At 67.6% G+C, this 21,099-nt stretch carries 23 protein-coding genes; 11 read left to right on the top strand and 12 right to left on the bottom strand.

The window, feature by feature from the left end; translation table 11 throughout:
• Positions 1 to 116 precede the first annotated feature (116 nt).
• Positions 117 to 1,292, bottom strand: a complete 1,176-nt coding sequence (locus ACFWPX_RS25980) for a Rieske 2Fe-2S domain-containing protein (RefSeq protein ID WP_378929813.1) — start codon at positions 1,290 to 1,292, stop codon at positions 117 to 119.
• Positions 1,293 to 1,486: 194 nt separating this feature from the next.
• On the opposite strand from ACFWPX_RS25980, the gene hsaA reads away from it, so the two are divergent.
• From hsaA to hsaB, 4 genes are read left to right on the top strand one after another with little or no spacing between them, the layout of a single operon-like run.
• A complete protein-coding gene (gene hsaA / locus ACFWPX_RS25975; protein ID WP_378929811.1) occupies positions 1,487 to 2,650 on the top strand; it encodes a 3-hydroxy-9,10-secoandrosta-1,3,5(10)-triene-9,17-dione monooxygenase oxygenase subunit in 1,164 nt (387 codons plus the stop codon).
• A gap of 3 nt (positions 2,651 to 2,653) precedes the next feature.
• Entirely contained in the window at positions 2,654 to 3,526 is an 873-nt protein-coding gene (gene hsaD, locus ACFWPX_RS25970; protein WP_378913787.1) for a 4,5:9,10-diseco-3-hydroxy-5,9,17-trioxoandrosta-1(10),2-diene-4-oate hydrolase, read from the top strand.
• Entirely contained in the window at positions 3,523 to 4,428 is a 906-nt protein-coding gene (gene hsaC / locus ACFWPX_RS25965; RefSeq protein ID WP_378913786.1) for an iron-dependent extradiol dioxygenase HsaC, read from the top strand. Before hsaD ends, hsaC begins: the two co-directional genes overlap by 4 nt.
• A 16-nt stretch (positions 4,429 to 4,444) precedes the next feature.
• Entirely contained in the window at positions 4,445 to 5,020 is a 576-nt protein-coding gene (hsaB, locus tag ACFWPX_RS25960; protein WP_378929809.1) for a 3-hydroxy-9,10-secoandrosta-1,3,5(10)-triene-9,17-dione monooxygenase reductase subunit, read from the top strand.
• A 65-nt stretch (positions 5,021 to 5,085) separates the two neighbouring features.
• On the opposite strand, the gene ACFWPX_RS25955 is transcribed toward hsaB, so the two are convergent.
• Positions 5,086 to 6,288 carry a saccharopine dehydrogenase family protein gene (locus ACFWPX_RS25955; protein WP_378929807.1) on the bottom strand — a complete coding sequence of 401 codons (1,203 nt, stop codon included), beginning with the start codon at positions 6,286 to 6,288 and terminating at the stop codon, positions 5,086 to 5,088.
• A gap of 31 nt (positions 6,289 to 6,319) precedes the next feature.
• On the opposite strand from ACFWPX_RS25955, the gene ACFWPX_RS25950 reads away from it, so the two are divergent.
• The gene (locus tag ACFWPX_RS25950; protein ID WP_378929805.1) at positions 6,320 to 6,919 is read left to right on the top strand and encodes a TetR/AcrR family transcriptional regulator; all 600 of its coding nucleotides are present in this window, start codon (positions 6,320 to 6,322) and stop codon (positions 6,917 to 6,919) included.
• 59 nt (positions 6,920 to 6,978) lie between these two features.
• A complete protein-coding gene (locus ACFWPX_RS25945; protein WP_378929803.1) occupies positions 6,979 to 7,386 on the top strand; it encodes a YdeI family protein in 408 nt (135 codons plus the stop codon).
• Here the strand turns inward: ACFWPX_RS25945 and ACFWPX_RS25940 are convergent.
• The 3 genes from ACFWPX_RS25940 to kstD all read right to left on the bottom strand — a co-directional run bounded on the left by ACFWPX_RS25940 (position 7,353) and on the right by kstD (position 10,950).
• Positions 7,353 to 8,012 (bottom strand): GNAT family N-acetyltransferase, encoded by a 660-nt coding sequence (locus ACFWPX_RS25940; protein ID WP_378930008.1) that lies wholly within the window; start codon positions 8,010 to 8,012, stop codon positions 7,353 to 7,355. The two genes, ACFWPX_RS25945 and ACFWPX_RS25940, sit on opposite strands and share 34 nt — an antisense overlap.
• A gap of 283 nt (positions 8,013 to 8,295) precedes the next feature.
• A complete protein-coding gene (locus tag ACFWPX_RS25935; RefSeq protein ID WP_378929801.1) occupies positions 8,296 to 9,156 on the bottom strand; it encodes a MaoC/PaaZ C-terminal domain-containing protein in 861 nt (286 codons plus the stop codon).
• Between the two features lie 99 nt (positions 9,157 to 9,255).
• Positions 9,256 to 10,950: a 3-oxosteroid 1-dehydrogenase gene (kstD, locus tag ACFWPX_RS25930; RefSeq protein WP_378929799.1), complete on the bottom strand. Its 1,695-nt coding sequence runs from the start codon at positions 10,948 to 10,950 to the stop codon at positions 9,256 to 9,258.
• Positions 10,951 to 11,131: 181 nt separating this feature from the next.
• Between kstD and ACFWPX_RS25925 the strand changes: the two genes are divergently transcribed.
• The 3 genes from ACFWPX_RS25925 to dmpG are packed head-to-tail and all read left to right on the top strand — an operon-like array spanning position 11,132 to position 13,918.
• Positions 11,132 to 11,917: a 2-keto-4-pentenoate hydratase gene (locus ACFWPX_RS25925; RefSeq protein ID WP_378913779.1), complete on the top strand. Its 786-nt coding sequence runs from the start codon at positions 11,132 to 11,134 to the stop codon at positions 11,915 to 11,917.
• 24 nt (positions 11,918 to 11,941) lie between these two features.
• The gene (locus tag ACFWPX_RS25920) at positions 11,942 to 12,847 is read left to right on the top strand and encodes an acetaldehyde dehydrogenase (acetylating) (RefSeq protein ID WP_378929797.1); all 906 of its coding nucleotides are present in this window, start codon (positions 11,942 to 11,944) and stop codon (positions 12,845 to 12,847) included.
• Positions 12,848 to 12,862: 15 nt separating this feature from the next.
• Entirely contained in the window at positions 12,863 to 13,918 is a 1,056-nt protein-coding gene (gene dmpG / locus ACFWPX_RS25915) for a 4-hydroxy-2-oxovalerate aldolase (protein WP_378929795.1), read from the top strand.
• Between the two features lie 63 nt (positions 13,919 to 13,981).
• On the opposite strand, the gene ACFWPX_RS25910 is transcribed toward dmpG, so the two are convergent.
• A complete protein-coding gene (locus tag ACFWPX_RS25910; protein ID WP_378929793.1) occupies positions 13,982 to 14,740 on the bottom strand; it encodes an SDR family oxidoreductase in 759 nt (252 codons plus the stop codon).
• 71 nt (positions 14,741 to 14,811) lie between these two features.
• Here ACFWPX_RS25910 and ACFWPX_RS25905 point away from each other — a divergent pair, with 71 nt between their 5' ends.
• Positions 14,812 to 15,165 carry a winged helix-turn-helix transcriptional regulator gene (locus ACFWPX_RS25905; protein WP_378913777.1) on the top strand — a complete coding sequence of 118 codons (354 nt, stop codon included), beginning with the start codon at positions 14,812 to 14,814 and terminating at the stop codon, positions 15,163 to 15,165.
• Positions 15,166 to 15,175: 10 nt separating this feature from the next.
• On the opposite strand, the gene ACFWPX_RS25900 is transcribed toward ACFWPX_RS25905, so the two are convergent.
• Positions 15,176 to 15,841: a TetR/AcrR family transcriptional regulator gene (locus tag ACFWPX_RS25900; RefSeq protein WP_378929791.1), complete on the bottom strand. Its 666-nt coding sequence runs from the start codon at positions 15,839 to 15,841 to the stop codon at positions 15,176 to 15,178.
• 103 nt (positions 15,842 to 15,944) lie between these two features.
• Here ACFWPX_RS25900 and ACFWPX_RS25895 point away from each other — a divergent pair, with 103 nt between their 5' ends.
• Complete coding sequence (locus tag ACFWPX_RS25895) at positions 15,945 to 16,856, top strand: SDR family NAD(P)-dependent oxidoreductase (RefSeq protein WP_378929789.1); 912 nt, start codon at positions 15,945 to 15,947, stop codon at positions 16,854 to 16,856.
• Here ACFWPX_RS25895 and ACFWPX_RS25890 read toward each other — a convergent pair.
• The 5 genes from ACFWPX_RS25890 to ACFWPX_RS25870 form a co-directional block, all read right to left on the bottom strand.
• Complete coding sequence (locus ACFWPX_RS25890; protein WP_378929787.1) at positions 16,853 to 17,308, bottom strand: hypothetical protein; 456 nt, start codon at positions 17,306 to 17,308, stop codon at positions 16,853 to 16,855. The two genes, ACFWPX_RS25895 and ACFWPX_RS25890, sit on opposite strands and share 4 nt — an antisense overlap.
• Positions 17,305 to 18,579, bottom strand: coding sequence for a DUF58 domain-containing protein (locus ACFWPX_RS25885; RefSeq protein WP_378913773.1), 1,275 nt, complete (start codon positions 18,577 to 18,579; stop codon positions 17,305 to 17,307). The genes ACFWPX_RS25890 and ACFWPX_RS25885 overlap by 4 nt, the downstream gene beginning before the upstream one ends.
• Entirely contained in the window at positions 18,576 to 19,538 is a 963-nt protein-coding gene (locus ACFWPX_RS25880; protein ID WP_056818940.1) for a MoxR family ATPase, read from the bottom strand. The genes ACFWPX_RS25885 and ACFWPX_RS25880 overlap by 4 nt, the downstream gene beginning before the upstream one ends.
• A gap of 17 nt (positions 19,539 to 19,555) precedes the next feature.
• The gene (locus ACFWPX_RS25875) at positions 19,556 to 20,020 is read right to left on the bottom strand and encodes a hypothetical protein (RefSeq protein WP_378929785.1); all 465 of its coding nucleotides are present in this window, start codon (positions 20,018 to 20,020) and stop codon (positions 19,556 to 19,558) included.
• Between the two features lie 100 nt (positions 20,021 to 20,120).
• Positions 20,121 to 21,050: a DUF4129 domain-containing protein gene (locus ACFWPX_RS25870; RefSeq protein WP_378929783.1), complete on the bottom strand. Its 930-nt coding sequence runs from the start codon at positions 21,048 to 21,050 to the stop codon at positions 20,121 to 20,123.
• Between the last annotated feature and the right edge of the window lie 49 nt (positions 21,051 to 21,099).

Here is a 21,099-nt window from a genome sequence, read left to right as displayed (position 1 = left end):
GGGGGGGCTCTGTTTTTGTTCAAACCCACCCGCCGCGCCCAACCCCCCCCCCGCGTGCCGCCCCACCCCCCCCCCCCCCTCCGCGCGCCACCTTTGCGGCTCGCTTCGACTCATTTTCAGACGCCCGCTTCCTCGGATTCGGCCTTGCGACGCAGATTCTCCGCCACTTCGGCCTCCCATGCCTGATTCGCCTTGGTCGTGTCGACCTCGAATTCGAAGCGCTGGGTCATCTTCTCGGTGACATCGGCGACGTCGACGTAGAACTGGTCGTACCAGCGGCGCAGCTGGTAGACCGGGCCGTCCTCCTCGCAGAGCAGTGGGTTCTCGACCTTGGACTTGTGCTTCCAGATCTCCACGTCCTGCAGGAAGCCGTCGCCGAAGAACTTGGCCATCGTGTCGGCCAGCTTCTTCGCGGCCTCGTCGGGGAGACCCTTGGGCTTCTCGACGCTCAGGCCCCACTGCAGCACGAACGAATCCTGGTCGACCGGGTAGTGGCAGTTGATCAGCTGAACTTTGATCTCGTACCCGCTGTAGATGTTCACCAGCGGATTGATCATGTAGGACGGCCCGAAGTAGGACGCCTCCGACTTCAGCAGCGTGTCACCGCCGTGCTTGGCGGCCATGCCGACGTCGGGTCGGCCCTTGGTCTCCAGGAACTGCGTCGCCACATGCCCTTCGAAGACGTTCTTGAAGAACGTCGGGAAGGCGTAGTGGATGTAGAAGAAGTGCGCCATGTCCACGACGTTGTCGATGATCTCGCGGCAGTTGGCGCCCTGGATCAGCAACGAGTCCCAGGTCCAGTCGGTCCAGCCGCTGTTGTGGGTCTCGGTCGGATTGCCCTGGTCGTCGGTGTACGGACCCTCGATATACGGGATCGTGACCTCGGCGGGCGGCTCGTTGCCCTCATGATCGTGCCAGATGTAGAGCTGACCGTTGCGCTCGAGCGTGGTCCACTTCCTGGTGCGGGCCAGCGGCGGAACGCGACGCGCGTACGGAATCGCGGTGCACTTTCCGCTGGCGCCCCAGCGCCAGTCGTGGAACGGACAGGCGATGTCGTCGCCCTTCACCGTTCCCATGCTCAGGTCGCCGCCCATATGCCTGCAATAGGCGTCGAGCACGCGGATCTGGTCGTCGGTATCGGTCCACACGACGAGCTTCGTACCGAAGACCTCTACCGCGTGCGGCTTGCCGTCGCGGAACGTCGACGCGAGGCCGACACAGTGCCAGCCGCGCGCGAACCTCGTCGGCGGTGCACCGACATCGAGTTCCCTCACCTTGGGGTTGATCGCCATCCCGAACCCTCCTCGTTCACTAGAACACGTTACAAAACTGAGCCACTTCACGCCAGTTGTCCAGCGAACTTCTCTGTTGACTCCTGTTATATCCGAGGTAGGGCGATCTTCTCGACAGAAACGAGAACCTGTTCTAATCTCAGAGACGAAAAGAACCGGTTGTCGATCCGACAAGGGCAGGAGCGGGCTCCGAAATGACGCAAGAAGTGACCGAACGGGTCGAGGCACTGCTGCCGACGCTGCGTGAGCGCGCGCAGGAGGCCGAGGACCTGCGCCGCATTCCCGAAGAATCCATGAAGGCGCTGCAGGAGACCGGTTTCTTCCGGCTGCTCCAGCCCAAGCAGTGGGGCGGCCACGCCGCCGACCCGGTGGTCTTCTACGACACCGTGCGCAGGATCGCCAGCGCGTGCGGCTCCACCGGCTGGGTGGCGGGCATCATCGGTGTGCACAACTGGCACCTGGCGCTGTTCGATCAGCAGGCCCAGCAGGACGTCTGGGGCGAGGACACCGATGTGCGCATCTCGTCCTCCTACGCGCCGATGGGTGCGGGACAGGCCGTCGACGGTGGCTACATCGTGCGCGGCTCGTGGGCCTGGTCCTCGGGTTCCGACCACGCCACCTGGGCGGTGCTGGGCGGTCCGGTGATCAAGAACGGCAAGCCGGTCGACTTCGGCAGCTTCCTGATCCCCCGCTCCGACTACCGCATCGATGACGTGTGGAACGTCGTCGGCCTGCGTGGCACCGGCTCCAACACCGTCGTGGTCGAGGACGTCTTCGTCCCGTCGCACCGGTTCCTGAGCTTCCGCGCGATGAGCGAAGGCCGCGCGCCGGGCCTCGAGCAGAACACCGACGCGGTGTACAAGATGCCGTGGGGCACCATCCACCCCACCACCATCTCCGCGCCGATCGTCGGCATGGGCTACGGCGCCTACGAGGCGCACGTCGAGCACCAGGGCAAGCGCGTGCGCGCGGCCTTCGCCGGCGAGAACGCCAAGGACGACCCGTTCGCCAAGGTCCGCGTGGCCGAGGCGGCCAGCGACATCGACGCCGCGTGGCGTCAGCTCTCGGGCAATGTCGCCGAGGAGTACGCGTTGCTGCTGGCAGGCGAGGAAGTGCCGTTCGATCTGCGCGTGCGCGCTCGTCGCGACCAGGTACGCGCGACCGGTCGCGTGATCGCCTCGATCGACAAGCTGTTCGAGTCCTCCGGCGCGACCGCGCTCGCCAACGGCACTCCGCTGCAGCGCTTCTGGCGTGACGCGCACGCCGGGCGGGTGCACGCGGCCAACGATCCCGAGCGCGCCTACGTCATGTACGGCACGCACGAGTTCGGGCTGCCCGTCACCGACGCCATGGTGTAGCCGATGACCCAGACCGCTGAACTCACCTACGAAGCGACCTCTCGCTTCGCGCAGGTCACCCCCGACCTGAAGCTGCACTACCACGAAGCCGGTGTGGGCAACGCGACGACGATCGTGCTGCTGCACGGTGGCGGACCCGGCGCCTCGGCGTGGTCGAACTTCGCCCGCAATATCCCGGTGCTGGCCGAGCACTATCACGTGATCGCGCCCGATCAGCCGGGATACGGCAAGTCCGACAAGCCGATCGACCACCCGCAGTACTTCGTGCACAGCTCGAACGCCTTGCTCGCGCTGCTCGATCATCTGGAGATCACCGACCGGGTGCACCTGCTCGGCAACTCCCTCGGCGGCGGCGCTTCGGTGCGATTCGCCCTCGACCACCCCACCCGCGCGGGCAAGCTCGTGCTGATGGGACCGGGCGGGCTGAGCACCAATCTGTTCGCGCCCGACCCCACCGAGGGCGTGAAGCTGCTCTCGCGGTTCACCTACGAACCGACCAGGGACAACCTGGAGAAGTTCCTGCGGATCATGGTCTTCGACCAGTCGCTGGTGACCGACGAGCTGATCGACGAACGGTTCGCACTGGCCAGCACCCCCGAGTCGTTGGCCGCGATGAAGGCGATGGGCAAGTCCTTCGCCAGTGCCGACTTCGAGAAGGGCATGCTGTGGCGTGACGCGTACAAGCTGCGTCAGCCGGTGCTGCTGATCTGGGGTCGCGAAGATCGGGTGAACCCGCTCGACGGCGCGCTCGTGGCCACCAAGGTGATCCCGCGCGTCCAGCTGCACGTGTTCGGTGGCTGCGGGCACTGGGCGCAGCTGGAGAAGTTCGACGAGTTCAACCGGCTCACAGTCGATTTCCTCGGGGAGAAGCAATGAGTATTCGCGCGCTCGGCTACATGCGCATCGAGGCCACCGACATGGCGGCCTGGCGCGAGTACGGCCTCAAGGTGCTCGGCATGATGGAGGGCACCGGGCAGAACCCCGACGCGCTCTACCTGCGCATGGATGATTTCGCCGCACGACTGGTGATCGTCCCTGGCGAGCAGGACCGGCTGCTGGTCTCGGGCTGGGAGGTCACCGACGCTCCCGGCCTGCAGCAGCTGCGGGAGACCCTGGACAAGGCAGGCGTCGCCTTCACCGAGGGCACCAAGGAAGAGCTCGGTGAGCGCCGCGTCGAGGGCATGATCCGGTTCCAGGATCCGGCCGGGAACACCCTCGAGGCGTTCTACGGCGCGCAGTACCTGGGCCGCCGCTTCGTGAGCCCCTACGGCCACAAGTTCGTCACCGCCGAACAGGGTCTGGGCCACGTGGTTCTCACCTGCACCGACGATGCCGCGGCACAGGCGTTCTACCAGGACGTGCTCGGCTTCCGGCTCCGGGATTCCATGCGGCTGCCGCCGCAGATGGTGGGGCGTCCCGCCGATGGCGACCCGGCGTGGCTGCGCTTCTACGGCTGCAACCCGCGCCACCACGCGCTGGCGTTCCTGCCGCTGCCGAATCCGACCGGCATCGTGCATCTGATGATCGAGGTGGAGAACTCCGACGACGTCGGCCTCTGCCTCGACCGCGCCTACCGCAAGAAGGTGAAGATGTCGGCCACCCTCGGCAGGCACATCAACGACAAGATGCTGTCCTTCTACATGAAGACTCCCGGCGGATTCGATATCGAATTCGGCTGTGAAGGACTGGAAGTCGACGACCACGCCTGGGTCGCCCGCGAATCGACCGCGGTCAGCCTGTGGGGTCACGATTTCACCGTCGGATTTCGGCAGCAGTAGAGCAGGGGCGAAGGACATGACAGAGCAAATACCGGCGATCGACGGCCGGCAGTTCCGCACCGTGCTCGGGCAGTTCTGCACCGGCATCACGGTGATCACCGCACTCGACCCCGACGGCGCGCCGATCGGGTTCGCCTGCCAGTCCTTCGCCGCCCTCTCCCTCGACCCGCCGCTGGTGCTGTTCTGCCCCACCAAGGGCTCGCGCTCGTGGGCGGCGATCGAGGCGGCGGGCAAGTTCTGCGTGAACGTTCTCTCCGAGGAACAGCAGCCGGTCTGCGCGCGCTTCGGTTCGCGTGAGCCCGACAAGTTCGCCGGTGTGGGCTGGCAGAAATCCGAACTCGGTGTGCCGGTGCTCGACGATTCGCTGGCGACCATCGAGTGCACCGTCGACTCCGTCGTCGACGGGGGCGATCATTACATCGTCATCGGCCGGGTCCACGCCCTCGCGGAATCGGCCGCTACCGGCGGCCGTCCGCTGCTGTTCTACCGCGGCCAATACACCGGCATCGAGCCGGACAAGACCACTCCGGCCCCCTGGCGCGCCGACCTGGACCACTTCCTCACCACCACCAGCCTCGACACCTGGCTGTGAATCGAGCGGCCTGAGCAGGCGGTGAGGAGCATGTGCCGACGCCACGGGGACACCTGGGCGTCGGCTCATTTCGTTGTGAGCAATGCGGTCAACAGCGCGGACGACAGTGCTGCGGTGTTGTCTTCCTCGGTGGCCCAGCTTCGGGTGGTGACCGTCATCGCGGCGGGGCTCGGCGCACCGAGACAGTGCGGGGCGAACGCGGCGAAGAACTCGTGGGGATCGAGCAGGGTCTCCGGAGTGTGGACGCCGGGGTTCCGCGACCCCAACAGCGCCGCGACCGCCAATGGCACGCCGGTGTTGTCGGCCATGGTGAGGCCGGGGACCTGGCACAGTGCCGTGGCGGCGGTCGCGGCGACACCCTCGCGAAGGCCGGTCGCGATGGCGAACAGGGGTGGCAGACCACCGGCCGTGATCAGTTTCGCCGGATCGGCGGGCAGGAGTCGTTCGACGCGGGCGGCCAGTCCTGCCGCCTGATCGAGTGTCAGCAGGCGAGCGCCCATCGCCCAGCGCAGGGCCAGCAGCGCGGCCGAAGTCGAGCGGTCGCCGACGACCACGGTGGTCGCGTCGCGGAGTTCGGGGAAGGCTCGCGAGACGGTGATCGCTTCCGGGTGGCCGAAGCTGCGGCCTTCGCCGGTGCCGAGTCCCGGATAGTCGATGCGCATCCGTTCCAGCGCCGGTCGCTGGGTGCGCAAGCCATCGCGGATGACCGGGATGTCACCGGCAATCTGCAGCATGCCGTGCACCACGGCAGCGGTCGCGCCCTGACCTGCCGGTTCGGTGTGGGCGGAGTGAATGTTCCAACCGGTGACCACGGAATCGACCCGGTCGAGTTCCGAGCCGGCCAGCACGGCGAGCAGATTGGCGATGCCGGGGCTGGCGCCCATGCCGACCAGTGCTGTCACGCCCGCCGCGCGCGCCTGCGCGTCCAGTTCCAGCATGTCCATGGTCGGCTGCGGATCGTCGCAGATGTCGATGTAGTCGCAGCGCGCGGCGATCGCCGCGGCCAGGATGGGCGGGCCGAAGCGGAAGTAGGGGCCGACGGTATTCACGACGAGGTCGGCCTCGCGCAATGCCGCGGTCAACGATGGTCCGTCGGTGACATCGAGGCGGCGGCGTGTGGCCTTGGCCCCCAGCTCCGCGGCAACCGCGTGGGCCGCTGACTCGTCCCGGTCGGCGATCGTCAGCGCGGTCACCCTGCTGTCGCCGTGGAGCACCCGCGCCGCGGCGCGCCCCATTTCCCCTGCCCCACCCAGTGCCAGAACTCGCATCATTGCCTCCCCATCGAATATATTTACTAACATGACAGTAAATAAAGTCGGCCGCCCGAGCAAGGCCAGAGAGCGGATCGCCCAGATCCTGCGGGCGGCGCGTTCGGTCGTCGCCGCGGAGGGCTTCGCCAACACGACGCTGTCGCGGGTGGCTACGGCGGCAGGTGTCCAGCGCACCCTGGTCCTGCACTATTTCGGTAGCCGGGACGGGCTCATGCAGGCCTTCATCACCGATGCCGTCGCCGAGTACGGTGACGCGCTCGTGCGCCTCGACGCCGACGAGCCGATCGAGCACCGGGTGACCCGGATGTTCGAGCCGGGCGCCTACGCGAATCGCGACGACCTGGTGGTGTGGTCCGAATTGGTCGCCCTCGCGGCCAGGGAACCTGTTGTCCGCCAACGGCTCACCGAACTCTGGACCGATCGCTGGCTACCCGGCCTCGAGCAGCAGCTCGGCACCGCGTACCCCGCGGCGACGGCGGAGCGGGTAGCCGCGACCGCGTATGCCCTCGCCTGCCTGTTCGAAGCCCACTGGGCCTTCCACCTGCAAGGGGTGGAGAGCCCCGGCCGCGCCGATCAAGCGAAACAGGCCGCTCATACACTGCTGGCCGCACTCGACGGCAAGAAGTAAGACCAACTGCTGGTAAAACTGCTCATTTGATGAGCACTTTGACGGCCAGGATGGTTCTCATGAACCAGAGCATCGAAATCATCACCTGCGCCGATTCGGCCGAATGGGAGGCCTGGCTGGTGGCCAACCATGCCGACGCGAGCGAGGTCTGGGTGCGGATCGCCAAGAAGGGCGCGCCGGATCCCTCGGTGACGATCACCGAAACCCTCGACGGCGCACTCTGCTACGGCTGGATCGACAGCCACCGCCGCGGCCTCGATGCCGATCACTACCTGCAGCGTTATTCGCCGCGGCGGGCGCGCAGCCCGTGGTCGCAGATCAATGTCGCGAAGGCCGAAGCCCTCATCGCGGCCGGGCGGATGCGACCCGCGGGATACGCGGCGATCGATGCCGCCGTGGCCGACGGGCGGTGGCGCGGGTCGTCAATTGCCTGTCAGACCTCTTTGACCAGGACTGCGCGGGTGTAGAGGAGCGAGAAGCCGCGGCCCTGAGCGTTCTGCTGTGACTTCGAGCCGGGCGCAGTGGTGATCACGGCGAGGTCGCACCCCGCTGCCACCGCATCGGTCAGGCGAGCGGACAGGAGCGCGGTTTGCACACCCTGCCTGCGATGCTCGGGCGCGGTCGCGGCGCCCGCGAGAGCCGCGATGCCACTCCCGGTCCGCATGCTCGCACCGCCGGCGGGCTGCCCATCGCGATACGCGAGATAGCAGCGAGTCTCGTTGGCGGATGCCATATCTCGCATCACCGCGGCGATCGCCTCGCGCGAGAACTCCTCATGCGACGGAACATCCTCGTCATCGGGATGGGCGAACCCGCCGACAACGACATCGAGCCAGGTATCGAATGCGTCGGCGTCCGCACGGCGAACCTCGACCTGCGCCGGAGCGGCCCAGGTACGCCCCGCCAACTCCATCCCGAGCACATTCTCGAACGACAGCAACCGATACCCCCGCCCGGTCAGCTCCGCCGCGATCCGCGGATCGGCCAGGTGCGCGATCTCGACCTGCACCGGCACACCCACCTCCGCGTACGCGGCCTCTATCGCCTCCCACTCCCCCGCCGAAGGCGCCCCGCCGAACCCGATCCCCACCACTTTGTTCAACGGCGACCCCACCTCCGCGAAACACGCCGCCCCGCCGGCAACCGGCCGAACGAACCCCCCACCACCCCGCGCCCGCCCCACCGCGCAGGCCCCCACCATCGCATCGACCTCCAACCGCTCGATCCGAGCAGCCAGCGCGACCCCACAGAACAACGACCCCGAGCCTTCACCCATGTACTACTTATATCGGCCCTGTCCAGCGAGTTTCCGCACGCACCAAGTCATCAGGGCATGGTCCCTCTCGGCACCATGCCCTGATGATCAGTGGTTCGGATCAGACGATTCGCAACGCCACGTCGCCGAGGACCGGGGCGTCGTCGCGCTCGACCACGGTGACGACCGCGATCAGCTCGTCGCCCTGCCGCCAGACCTTGGTGCGCAGGGTCTCACCCGGGTAGAGCACGCCCGCGAACTTGGCCCGGAAGCCGCCGACCCGGCTCGCGTCGCTGTCGAGCAGGGCGTCGGTGATGGCCTTGCATACCATGCCGTAGGTGCACAGTCCGTGCAGGATCGGGGCGGGAAAGCCTGCGCCACGGGCGAATTCGGGATCCGAGTGCAGGGGGTTGAGGTCGCCGGACAGGCGGTACAGGAGCGCCTGCTGGGGCAACGTCGGGGTGAGCAGCTCCGCGTCGGGCGCGCGATCGGGCAGTTCGGTTCGGGTGCTCGGGCCGCGATCGCCACCGAAGCCGCCTTCACCCTTGGCGAAGATCGAGGACCGCACCGTCCACAGCGGTTCACCGTCGGACCCGGTGACGGTGTGCTCCTGCACGATCACCGCATTGGCGCCCTTGTCCCAGATCTCGGCGATCCGGCCGCCCCAGACCGCCTTGCCCGCGGCCGGAATCGGCTTGTGCACCACCACTTCCTGGTGCCCGTGCACCACCTTGGCCAGGTCGATCTCGATGCCGGGGAAACTCACCCTCGGCGGCTCGGTCGCGCCGAGGGTCGGCGCCACCGCCGCGAACGTCGGCAGCACCTGGGGTTCGCGATCGTCGAGGTAGGCCAGCTCGGCCGGATCGGTCGGGCGCGCGCCCGCGCCGAGACCCAGGTGATAGAGCTGCACATCGGTGGGCGTCCAACTGAACTCGCGCGCGGGCAGAGTCGCGCCGAGCGCGGTCGCTAGATCAATGGGCACGGTTTTACTCCTGTGGGTATCGGGCCGTGTCGTCCGCCGACCCGGTCGTGGAGACGTCGAGCACTGCGAGGTAGCCGAGGGTGATCGTCGGGCTCACGCTCATGCGTTCGCCTTCGCCGAGTCGGTCGTCTTCCTGGCGACGATGTCGAGGACCGCCAGGTAGGCGAAGGTGATCGCGGGGCCGATGGTGGCGCCGGGGCCCGCGTAGGTGTGGCCCATCACCGGCGAGCTGGAGTTGCCCGCGGCGTAGAGGCCGTCGATGACGGAATCGTCCTCGCGCAGCACCCGTCCGGCCGTGTCGGTGACGAGGCCGCCCTTGGTGCCGAGGTCGCCGGGCACCATCTTCGCCGCGTAGAACGGGCCCTGCGACAGTTCGGCCAGGCACGGATTCGGCTTCACGGTCGGGTCGCCGTAGTAGCGGTCGTAGTGGCTGTTGCCGCGCCCGAAGTCCTCGTCCTTGCCGGTGGCGGCGAAGCCGTTGAAGCGCTCGACCGTCGAGGTCAGGTTCTCGACGGGCACGCCGATGCGCTCGGCCAGCTCCGCGATCGAGTCGGCCTTGACGATGTAGTCGTTCTCCAGCCAGCGCGACGGAAAGCGCTGTCCCGGTTGCAGGCCCGCGAAGATGTAGCGGTTGCGGTAGCGCTGGTCGAACACCAGCCAGGACGGCACGTTCTCGCCGGGCCCCGCGCCCTGACCGTACTCACCGCCGTACATGGTGTGCACCGCCTCGACGTAGGGGGCCGACTCGTTGCCGAACCGCTCGCCCCGGTCGTTGACCATGATGGTGCCGGGCAGGTTGCGCTCGGCCAGCGCGAACCAGGGCTTGCCGCCCTTGAAGATCGTCGGACCCCACCAGGCGTCCTCCATGAACCCGACCGTCGCTCCCACTGCCATACCCGCGACGATGCCATCGCCGGTGTTGGCCGCGGCACCGGTTGTCCACTCAGTGGTTATCGGCTGCCGCTGGTACTTCGCCCGCATGTCGGCATTGTGTTCGAACCCGCCGGCGCCGAGCACCACGCCGTAGCGCGCGGTGAAGGTGACCGGTTCGCCGTCGACGGTGGCCTTGACCCCGGTGACCTTGCCGTCGGTGACCACCAGGTCGGTGAGTGGGGTGTTGAGCAGCACCGGCACGCCCGCGTCGAGCAGGCCCTTGCGCATGGCGGCGATGATGGCCTGCCCCATGCCGAGCAGATGCTTGCCGGTCCACTTGGCCAGGTAGGTGCGCGCGCCGACGCGCAGCGCCCGCATCGCGCCCTTGGGATGACGGCGGATCAGGTTGAGCCGCACGAAGTCGGCCTGCATGACGACCACGTTGAGCGGCGCCTTGGCGTAGGGCGGTTCCAGATTGACCAGTTCCGCGCCGAGCACCTTGCCGTTGAACGGCGTCGGCTCGCACGAACGTCCCTGACCGAGCCCGCCCGGCGCCTCGGGGTAGTAGTCGGAGTAGCCGGGAACCCACTTCATCTTCAGCGGGGTGTGGTCGAGGACGAAGTCGAACGCCTCGGCGCCGCGATCGAGGTAGGTGTCGATCTTCTCGGCGGGCACCACGTCGCCGATGATGCTGTGCAGGTAGGTGCGCGCGTCCTCGCGGTCGTCGGGGCGGCCGGAGGCGAGCAACGCCTTGTTGCCCGGAATCCAGACGCCACCGCCGGATCGGGCCGTCGACCCGCCGTAGTGCGCGGCCTTCTCCAGCAGCACAACGCTCAGTCCCTTGTGCGCCGCCGCGAGGGCGGCGGTCATCCCGGCGGCGCCGCTACCGACGACCACGACATCGTATTCCCGATCACTCATGTAGAACACGTTATAGAAGGGTCCGGTCATTGGACAGATAAAAGTTGAACTCGGTAGAACATGTTGCAGAAATCACCAGATGTAGCGTTGTATTGTCAGGTGAACGGCTGATGCTGAACTGGAAAACCGGTTACAGTTTTGGCGTCTAGATCCTTCCGACCGTGCTGCCAAGGAGGTCCGCGTGCTGCCTGACGCGGTACGAACTCAACTCGCCGACGAACTCGCCCGCGCCGAAGACGACCGGGTCGCCGTGCCGCCGCTCGTCGACCGGTTCCCCGATATCGATGTGGTCGACGCCTACGAGATCCAGCTGCTCAACATCCAGCGCAGGCTCCGGTCCGGCGCGAAGGTCGTCGGGCACAAGGTGGGGCTGTCGTCGAAGGCGATGCAGGAGATGATGGGCGTCGACGAGCCCGACTACGGTCACCTGCTCGCCGACATGGAGGTCTACGAAGACGTCCCCGTCGACACCTCGAAGTTCCTGCTGCCGCGCGTGGAGGTCGAGGTCGGATTCGTGCTCGGCGCCGACCTGCCCGGCGAGGACTGCACCGAGGCCGACGTGCTGGCCGCGACCGTCGCGTACGCGCCCTCGATCGAACTCATCGACTCGCGCATCAACGACTGGAAGATCGGCCTGACCGACACCATCGCCGACAACGCCTCCTCGGCCGGCTGGGTGCTCGGCAAAGAACGCGTCGCACCCGGCGACATCGACATCAAGGCCATCGACGCCGTACTCACCCGCAATGGCGAGGTCATCGCCGAGGGCCGCAGCGACGCGGTGCTGGGTGATCCGGTGATCGCCGTCGCGTGGCTGGCGCGCAAGGTCGCGACCTTCGGCGTGCGGTTGAAGAAGGGAGACATCGTGCTGCCCGGTTCCTGCACTCGCGCCATCGATGCCCGCCCCGGTGACGACTTCCTCGCCGAGTTCTCCGGACTCGGTTCCGTCCGTTTGCGTTTCAGCTGAACCAGACTTCCCAAGGAGTACACCGTGACCACCAAAGTCACCGCCGCGATCGTGGGGTCCGGCAACATCAGCACCGACCTGCTCTACAAGCTGCTGCGCTCGGACAAGATCGAGCCGCGCTGGATGATCGGCATCGACCCGGATTCGGAGGGGCTGAAGCGGGCACGCGGGCTGGGTCTGGAAACCTCAGCCGAGGGCGCGGACTGGCTGCTCGCCCTCGACGAGAAGCCGGATCTGCTGTTCGAGGCCACCTCCGCCTACGTGCACCGCGCGTACGCGCCGAAATACGAGGCCGCTGGCATCCGCGCCGTCGACCTCACCCCGGCCGCGGTCGGCCCGGCTGTGATCCCCCCGGTGAACCTGGATTCGCTGCGCGACGCGGCGAACGTCAACATGATCACCTGCGGTGGTCAGGCCACGATTCCGATGGTCAACGCGGTCTCGCGGGTTGTCCCGGTGTCCTACGCCGAGATCGTGGCCTCGGTGTCCTCGGTGTCGGCCGGTCCGGGTACCCGCGCGAACATCGACGAGTTCACCAAGACCACCTCAAGGGGTGTGGAGACCATCGGTGGCGCCGAACGTGGAAAGGCCATCATCATCCTGAACCCGGCCGAGCCGCCGATGATCATGCGCGACACCATCTTCTGCGCCATCCCCGAGGATGCCGATCGCGACGCGATCTCCGAGTCGATCTTCCGGATGGAGAAGTCCATTCAGGAGTACGTGCCCGGCTACCGACTGCTCAACGACCCGCAGTTCGACGAACCGTCGCTGGTATCCGGCGGCTTGGCGAAAGTGTCGATCTTCGTCGAGGTCGAGGGTGCGGGCGACTTCCTGCCGCCGTACGCGGGCAACCTCGACATCATGACGGCCGCGGCCACAAAGGTCGGCGATGTGCTGGCCGATCAAATCCTCTCGGCTCGGGCGTAAAGGGAGAACTCAACTATGAGCAATGTGCTGAAGCCCTACTCGGGCGAACTCGATGTGCGCGTCACCGATACCTCGCTGCGTGACGGCTCGCATCACAAGCGTCACCAGTTCACCGTGACCGAGGTTCGCGACATCGTCGGGGCGCTCGACGCGTCCGGTGTCCCGGTCATCGAGGTCACCCACGGTGACGGCCTGGCCGGGTCCTCGTTCAACTACGGGTTCTCCAAGACCCCGGAGCAGGAACTGATCAAGGCCGCCGCGGAGACCGCCAAGCAGGCCAAGATCGCCTTCCTCATGCTGCCCGGCGTCGGCGTCAAGGAAGACATCAAGATCTCCCAGGACAACGGCGCGTCCATCTGCCGGATCGCCACCCACTGCACCGAAGCCGACGTCTCCATCCAGCACTTCGGCTACGCCCGTGATCTCGGCCTGGAGACCGTCGGCTTCCTGATGATGGCGCACAGCACCACCCCGGAGCTGCTGGCCAAGCAGGCGCGCATCATGGCCGACGCGGGCTGCCAGTGCGTGTACGTCGTCGACTCGGCGGGCGCGCTTGTGCTGGAACAGGTTTCGGACCGCGTTTCGGCCCTGGTCGCCGAACTCGGCGACGACGCCCAGGTCGGCTTCCACGGCCACGAGAACCTCGGCCTCGCCGTGGCGAACTCGGTCTACGCCGTGCGCGCGGGCGCCACCCAGATCGACGGCTCGGCTCGCCGCTTCGGCGCGGGCGCGGGCAATCTGCCGGTCGAAGCCTTCATCGGCGTCTGCGACAAGCTCGGCGTCAAGACCGGCGTGGACTTCTTCGCCGTCACCGATGCCGCCGAGGACGTGGTCCGCCCGGCCATGCCGTCGGAATGCCTGCTCGACCGTCAGGCGCTGATGATGGGCTACGCGGGTGTCTACTCCAGCTTCCTGCGCCATGCCGAACGCCAGGCCGAACGCTACGGTGTCTCCGCCGCCGAAATGCTCGTTCGCGCGGGCAAGCGCAAGCTCGTCGGCGGCCAGGAAGACCAGCTCATCGATATCGCCCTGGAACTCCAGCGCGAAGCTTCGGTCACCGCCTCTGCCTGATGCGGACCCTCCTGACGGCGTGACCCCCGGGTCACGCCGTTCGGCGTTGGCGGGTCCACATGGTTACCGCGTGAGCGCACCGGCGGCGAGATAGTCGTCTCCGCCGACGAAGTATGTGTGCCCGTCGGCGACCGCTTCGGTGCCTGCCCGAACGATCACGCGCGCGAAGTCCTCGACCGTGGGCAACGGGCCCGCCGCGCGGCGGGATTCGACACTGCCAGGGTCACGCCGTTCCAGCAGGCGGACGATGATCGTCCCGTCGATCATGTCGCCGGACACCACCGTGAAACCGACTCCGCGCTCGCGGAATTCGGGAATCAGCGCCCGCAGCGCATCCTCGCCGGCCCGCTTGCTCCGTGCTATCGGCGTGTAACCCTGTGGCACGTTGTCGTTTTCGTGGATGAAGTGCGCCTGATGGCTGGTAACGAACACGATCCGGCCACCCTCTGACATCAGCGGCAGCATCGCCGTCGCCAGGTTCACCTGCGCATCCCGATTGAGTCGGAGTGCGTACCCTGGATCGGCATCCCGCTCGAGTCCGCCGGACGCGTTGAGCACCAAGGTATCCAGCCGCCCGAACGTCCGGCCGACCTCCTCGACCATCGTCTCGACAGCCGCCGGATCGGAAACATCGCCACCGTGCACCGAGGCGCTCCCGCCCGCCGCCACGATCCCGTCCACGACATCCTGCGCCCGCTTGCGCTTCTCCCGGAAGTTCACGACGACATGCGCCCCCGCCGCCCCGAACTGCGCGGCGGCCTCAGCCCCGATGCCCCGCGAGGCCCCGGTCACCAACACGATTCGCTGAACTGTCGAATCCATCGTCGATCTCCTCGTCCATACCCCGAACGGCCATAACGCTTCTGATTCAGAAGCAACTATCGTGCTTCTGAATGAGAAGCGCAACCGGCGACGGCGCCGAACCCTCCCAAGCGATCGTGGCCGCGATCGACTTACTCGGCCAACGCTGGATGCTGCGCGTCATCTGGGAACTGGAACCAGGCCCCCTCGGCTTCCTCGACATCCGCAGGCGCATGGGCAATTGCTCGTCGAGCATGCTCTCCGACCGGCTACAGCAGCTCCAGTCCGCAGCGCTGATCCGCAAGAACGGCCCGCGTGGCGCCTACGAGCTCACCACCGAAGGCGCGCTCCTCGCCGAATCCCTCCAGCCGCTGTGGGACTGGTCCGAACAGTGGACCCCCACCGGCGACGGCAACGGACGAATCCCCTGGCGGCCCGAGCGCTAGCAGGCCAGGTTCAGGCGCGCGGCAGCACGCCGACGAGCGCCGCGGTGAAGGAGTACCGGAGGGCGTCGCGCAGCTCCATGTTGTACACGCCGAGGGCGGGCTCGTCCGCGTAGGCGGCGAGGACACTGGGCGGCGGCGGGACGTAGGCCGACATGGCACCCGCCGAGAGCAGGCTCATCAGACAGAACAGCTGTGCGCCGTCGCCGAGCTCCGGCAGGTGACGGCGCACGAGATCGGCCATGGCCGCGAGCCTCGCGAGGGAGGAACGCTTGTGCTGCTTGACCACCTCGACCGAGATATTGCGCTCGAGGACACCACCCTGCGCGCCGAAGAGGTCGCAGAGCACCACCTGCTCCGCCAGCGACCGGCTGAGGATCTCGGCCAGCTGACCCGCCCGCACCTCCGGCGCCGCCTTCGCCTCGACACCCGCGGCCAGTTCGTCGGCCAGCTCGGCGAGCCACCTTCCCAGGAAGACGTCCTGTAGTTCGAGCAGCACCGCCTCGCGCGACTCGAAGTACCGCAGGACGTTCGACTTGGCCAGGCCCACCCGTCGGCTGAGCTCGTTGAGGGTCACCTCGGCCACGGGCATCTCGTCGAGCATCGCCGCCGCCGTGTCCAGGATCGCCCGGCGGCGGATCTCGCGCTGCTCCTCGCTGCGTGCCCGCTGAAAACTCACGCCTTCACCCTAGCTTAAAGACCGCCGGTCCCTTGACAGAAGACCATCGGTCTCTTAGATTGGACTTCATAAGAGACCGATGGTTCTTAATAAGGAGTACGTCATGAGCGGCAACTGGACCGAGCAACACATCCCCGACCAGCACGGCAGGGTGGCGATCGTGACCGGCGCCAACACCGGGCTGGGCTTCGAGACCGCACGGATGCTCGCCGAACGAGGGGCGGCGGTGGTTCTGGCGGTCCGCGATATCGAGAAGGGCAAGCAGGCAGCCGCCCGCATTACCGGCGACGTCACCGTCCAGACCCTCGACCTGACGTCACTGGACTCGATCCGGTCCGCGGCGGCCGACCTGCGCGCCGCCCACCCGCGCATCGACCTCCTCGTCAACAACGCGGGTGTGATGTACACCCCGCGGCAGACCACCGCCGACGGCTTCGAAATGCAGTTCGGCACCAACCATCTCGGCCACTTCGCCTTCACCGGCCTGCTGCTGGACCGGCTCCTGCCCGTCCCCGGCTCCCGCGTCGTGACGGTCAGCAGCACCGGCCACCGCATCCGGGCCGCCATCCACTTCGACGACCTGCAGTGGGAGCGCTCGTACAGCCGCGTCTCCGCCTACGGCCAGTCCAAGCTCGCCAACCTGATGTTCACCTACGAACTGCAGCGCAAGCTCGCATCGCACGGCACCACCGTCGCGGTCGCCGCCCACCCCGGCGTCTCCAACACCGAACTCATGCGCAATACGCCGGCCGCGCTCCGCCTGCCCGTCACCTGGCTCGCGCCACTGGTCACCCAGAATGCCGCCATGGGCGCCCTGCCCACCGTGCGCGCCGCCACCGACCCGGCCGTCGCCGGCGGGCAGTACTACGGCCCCGGCGACCGCTGGGAGTTGCGCGGGTATCCGAAGCTGGTCACCTCCAGCTCCGACTCGCACGACCGAGCGGCCCAGCAGCGCCTGTGGACCGTCTCCGAGGAACTCACCGGCGTGACTTTCCCCCTGGGCCGCGACAGCTAGTCCGCGTCGATGCGGATCTCTTCGACGGTCGGACCCTTGGCCGAGAGGCCGCTCACCAGCAGGGCGTAGATCGCGACGATGAGGATGGGGGCGGCCAGCGGGGCCCAGATCAGTTCGACGGGAACCCAGGCCGCGGTGGCGGCGGCGATGGTGAACAGCACCGCACCGCCGACCGAGGGGATCGTGGTGGGCACTACGCCTTCGGGAGCGTGCAGGACGGCGGCGTTGAGCAGGTAGGTGGTCGCTACCAAACCTGTTGCCGCCGCGGCTATTACGCCGACATCGGCGAGGGCGAGGGCGGTGATGGCGATCAGGACCGCGCCGACCGAGGCCGGTCGCCACCACCAGCTCGCCATCACCAGCGCCAGCGCGGGCACTCCGGCGATGGGGTTGATCAGCGCGATCGCGGCGACCAGGAGCAGCCCGGCCAGCAGGGCAAGGAATCTCGTCATCGGCGTACCCGTACTGCTCGGCGGTGTTCGGGCAGCAGGCGCATGGCCTGGTCGAGGCGGGTGCCTTCGGGCCAGGCGATGATGTCGACGCCGACGGTGCCCATGTCCCGATACATCGAGGCGCGTTCGAGCTGCCACATCTTGGCCATGGTCGGATCGAGGCCGTCCTCGAAGGGAGTGCCACGCAGGACGTCGACCGCGACGACCACGTGTCCGCGTTTGCGCAGGTCGATCAGGGCCAGTGCGAACTGGGTGTCGAGCAGCGTGGAGAAGGCGACCACGATCGCGCCGATCGGGACGGCGGCGTGGGGCGCGAGGGTGCCGGTGGTCTCGACGTGTTCGTCGCCGACGCCGAGGACGGTGTCGACGATGCGATAGAACTGCCTGCGGCCGATATCGGGGCGCAGCCAGCGGGGCGATTCACCCAGGCACACCACGGCGGTGCGGTCGCCCGATTGCAGGGTCGACTGCACCACCTGGGCCGCGCCGCGCACCGAGAGTTCCAGCGAGGCGCTGGCCGGGCCGGGTGCTTGCAGGGAGGTGTCGACCATGACCACCACGTCGGCGGAGCGGTTGGTGAACCGCTGGGTGACGTAGAGCCTGCCGCGCCGCGCGCTCACCGGCCAGTTGACGGCGCGCAATTGATCGCCCGGCGTGTAGGCGCGGATGTCGGCGTATTCGACGCCGGGACCGTGGCGGCGAGTCAGGTGGGTGCCGATGCGGTCGGGAAGTTCTGTGCGCGGCAAACGCATTCGCTGCGGATCGGCGATGGGATAGACGTAGAGTTTGGCCGCGGGCAGCTCGGTGGTCGCGACCGCGAGACCGGCCGGGCTCAGCGCGGACACCTTGACCTGCACCGGATAACGTCCCCAGCGGGTGGCAGAGAGTCCGAGCCGCAGGCCTGCGGGGGCACCGCCGGAATCGTGGGATTCCTCGACCTCGAGCTCGAGACCTGGCATCGGCAGGGCCGTCATCCGCAGCAACGCGTGCCCGCTTTCCACGAAAGCGGCAGCGCTGCAACCGATCACCTCGTTCTCGAAACAGCGAACGGTGCCGCTGCCATCGACCTGGACCCTGGTCGGCGCCTGCTGCCACGGTGCGGTGGCGAGCACCCCGAGCATCGGGGCCGCGAAGACGACCAGCTGCCACTGCCCGAGCAACACCGCGACGACCAGTGCCGCTGCCGCGCACCCGGCCAGGATGAACACCAGCGGGGCGGGCCGCCACCGGAGGTCGACCTCGACCGTTCTGGATTCGTCGCGATGCTTCATGTGCTCGTGGCGCGGGGCACCGGTAGCCGGCGGAGTAGTTCGGTGATGACGTCCTCACCGCGAATGCGGCGGACCCACATCTCGGGGCGCAGGGTGATGCGATGCGACATCGCCGCGACCGCCAGCGCTTTCACGTCTTCGGGAATCACGTAGTCGCGGCCGAGCAGCAGGGCCCTGGCCCGTGACATCTGCACCAGATCGAGTTCGGCACGCGGGCTGGCACCGACCTCCACCTGGGGATGGCTGCGGGTAGCCGAGGCCAGCGCGACGACATAGCTCACCACGTCGGGATGCACGGTGACGAATTCGACCGACTGACGCATCTCCATCAGCCCCTGCGCGTCGACGACCTGGCCCACTTGTGGTGCGGTGGAACCACGTTCGAGCCTGCGCCGGATCATCTGGGTCTCGTCGGCCTCGGAGAGGTAGCCCAGCCGCAGCTGGATGGCGAAGCGGTCGAGCTGGGCCTCCGGCAGCGGGTAGGTGCCCTCGTACTCGATCGGGTTGTCGGTGGCCAGCACGACGAAAGGCTGTGGGAGCAGGAAGGTTTCACCGTCGATGCTCACCTGGCCCTCGGCCATGGCCTCCAGCAGGGCGGCCTGGGTCTTGGGCGGGGTGCGGTTGATCTCGTCGGCGAGCAGCACATTGGTGAACACCGGACCGCGACGGAAGTTGAACCGGCCCGACGCCATGTCATAGATCGTGGAACCCAGCAGGTCGGCGGGCAGTAGATCCGGCGTGAACTGCACGCGGGTGAAGTCGAGTCCGAGCGCGGCCGCGAAAGACCGCGCGATCAGGGTCTTTCCGAGGCCCGGCAGGTCCTCGATGAGTACATGCCCTCCGGCCAGCACGGCAATCATGATGAGCTGCATCTCATCCCGCTTGCCGACCACGACACGGCCCAGCTCACGCAGTACGGCATCGGAGCGCTGGACGGTCACGTTCAACGGCATTGTCATCGGTGGCCTCTAACCCCTCACATCGTCTGCAAACGGCGCAGGATCTCATCCAGCGCCTCTCTACCCGGTGCGCGACCGGTTTGATCGCGCAGCGCGGAGTTCGCCGGATCCACCCAGCGCCACAGTTCGGGTCCGAACTGCAGCTGACCGGCGGCCTCGGTGGCCCGGCGATTCTTGGAAACCCTCAGCCCGGTGGACAACTCGAACTCTTTGGCGAGCAACGGCCGCAGGTGGCGGTCCCAGTCGGCACGGGTGCCGTCGGCGCGCGCGGTGAGCATCTCGGCGCGCGCGTGCCAGCGTCCGAGCATCTCCGCCGGTCCGTTGTCGATGTACTCGGTGAGCGGTTCCTCGCGGATCACGCGGTGGCGCAGCGACCAGACCAGCATCGCGAGCGCCGCGGCCACCGGAACGGCGACAGCGAGCAGCACCGAGTCACGATTGAGCCGCACCAACACCACTTCGATCACAGCGACCGCGAGCACGGCCGTGACAATCACCGAAGTCCGATTCACGCGGTGCCCCCCTGGCATGCTCGGGCGCCCTGCGTGGTCACGCAAGCTACCGCCTCCGGGCGCTGACCGCTCATGCCGTCACCAGCCTGCGCTGCAGATCGGTCAGCACGATCCGCAACAGTTGTTCGGCGCGCATGCGCTGCCATTCGAGCATCGAGTGCGGGCTGAACCGCGCCTCCTCGAACAGCGCGACCAGCTCACGGGCCGAAGCATCGTGCAGCACACCGCTTTCGAAGGCACGGGCGAGCACTTCCATCGGGGTGTCGGAGGCCAGCGGGCGGGCGGCGCGGTCGCTGGACAGGCCGCGCTCCATCGCCACATAACAGGCGATGATGGCGGTGCGCGGGTCCTGACCGGGGGCGTTCATCGCGGCGAGGCCCATTTCGGCGGCGCGCGTGAGGGAATCGACTTCGCTGGAACTCGGTTCGTCCTCGATGGCGGCGACGGGGGCCGGTTCACGGCGCGCGGCCACAGCGACGACGACCAGCCCGACCAGGGCGACCACGATCAGCACGATGGCCAGAATCGCCGCGATCACCAGGGCGGTGCCGGTGAGTTCAGTAGGTCCGGTGGTGGGGTCGGCGGCATGGGTGTCGGTCGTCGGCACGGGCCCGGAACCCTCGGACAGCGTTTCGGCGGCCGGGCGCACGGGGCGGGCACCGGGCAGCAGGAACAGCGCGGTGACACCACCGGCGAAGATCAGCGCGATTCCGGCCACGGCGACCGGGATCAGCAGCGCCATCCTGCGCCACTGGATGCGCGGCATGGCGTCGCGTTCGGCTTCCGGCATCGCCAGCGGCAGCCGATGCTGGCTGGCGATCACGCCCGCGACCAGGATGACGATCGAGACCAGCAGCAATACCGGCATCACGGCGACGAGCAGCGGCGAAGGAGCGCCGGTCGAGTTCGGCCCGGCGCCGGGCAGACTGCCCTGCAACGCGATCGTCGCGGCGACGACCAGTGCGATCACGACAATCGCCCGCGTAATGGGCTGATTCACCCCGATCACAGCTGTACCACCAAACCCCAGAGATGCACAAAACAGCCAC

The organism is Nocardia sp. NPDC058518, from assembly GCF_042719655.1.
Taxonomy (GTDB): Bacteria; Actinomycetota; Actinomycetes; order Mycobacteriales; family Mycobacteriaceae; genus Nocardia.
This window is presented reverse-complemented; position numbering and strand designations above follow the sequence as displayed.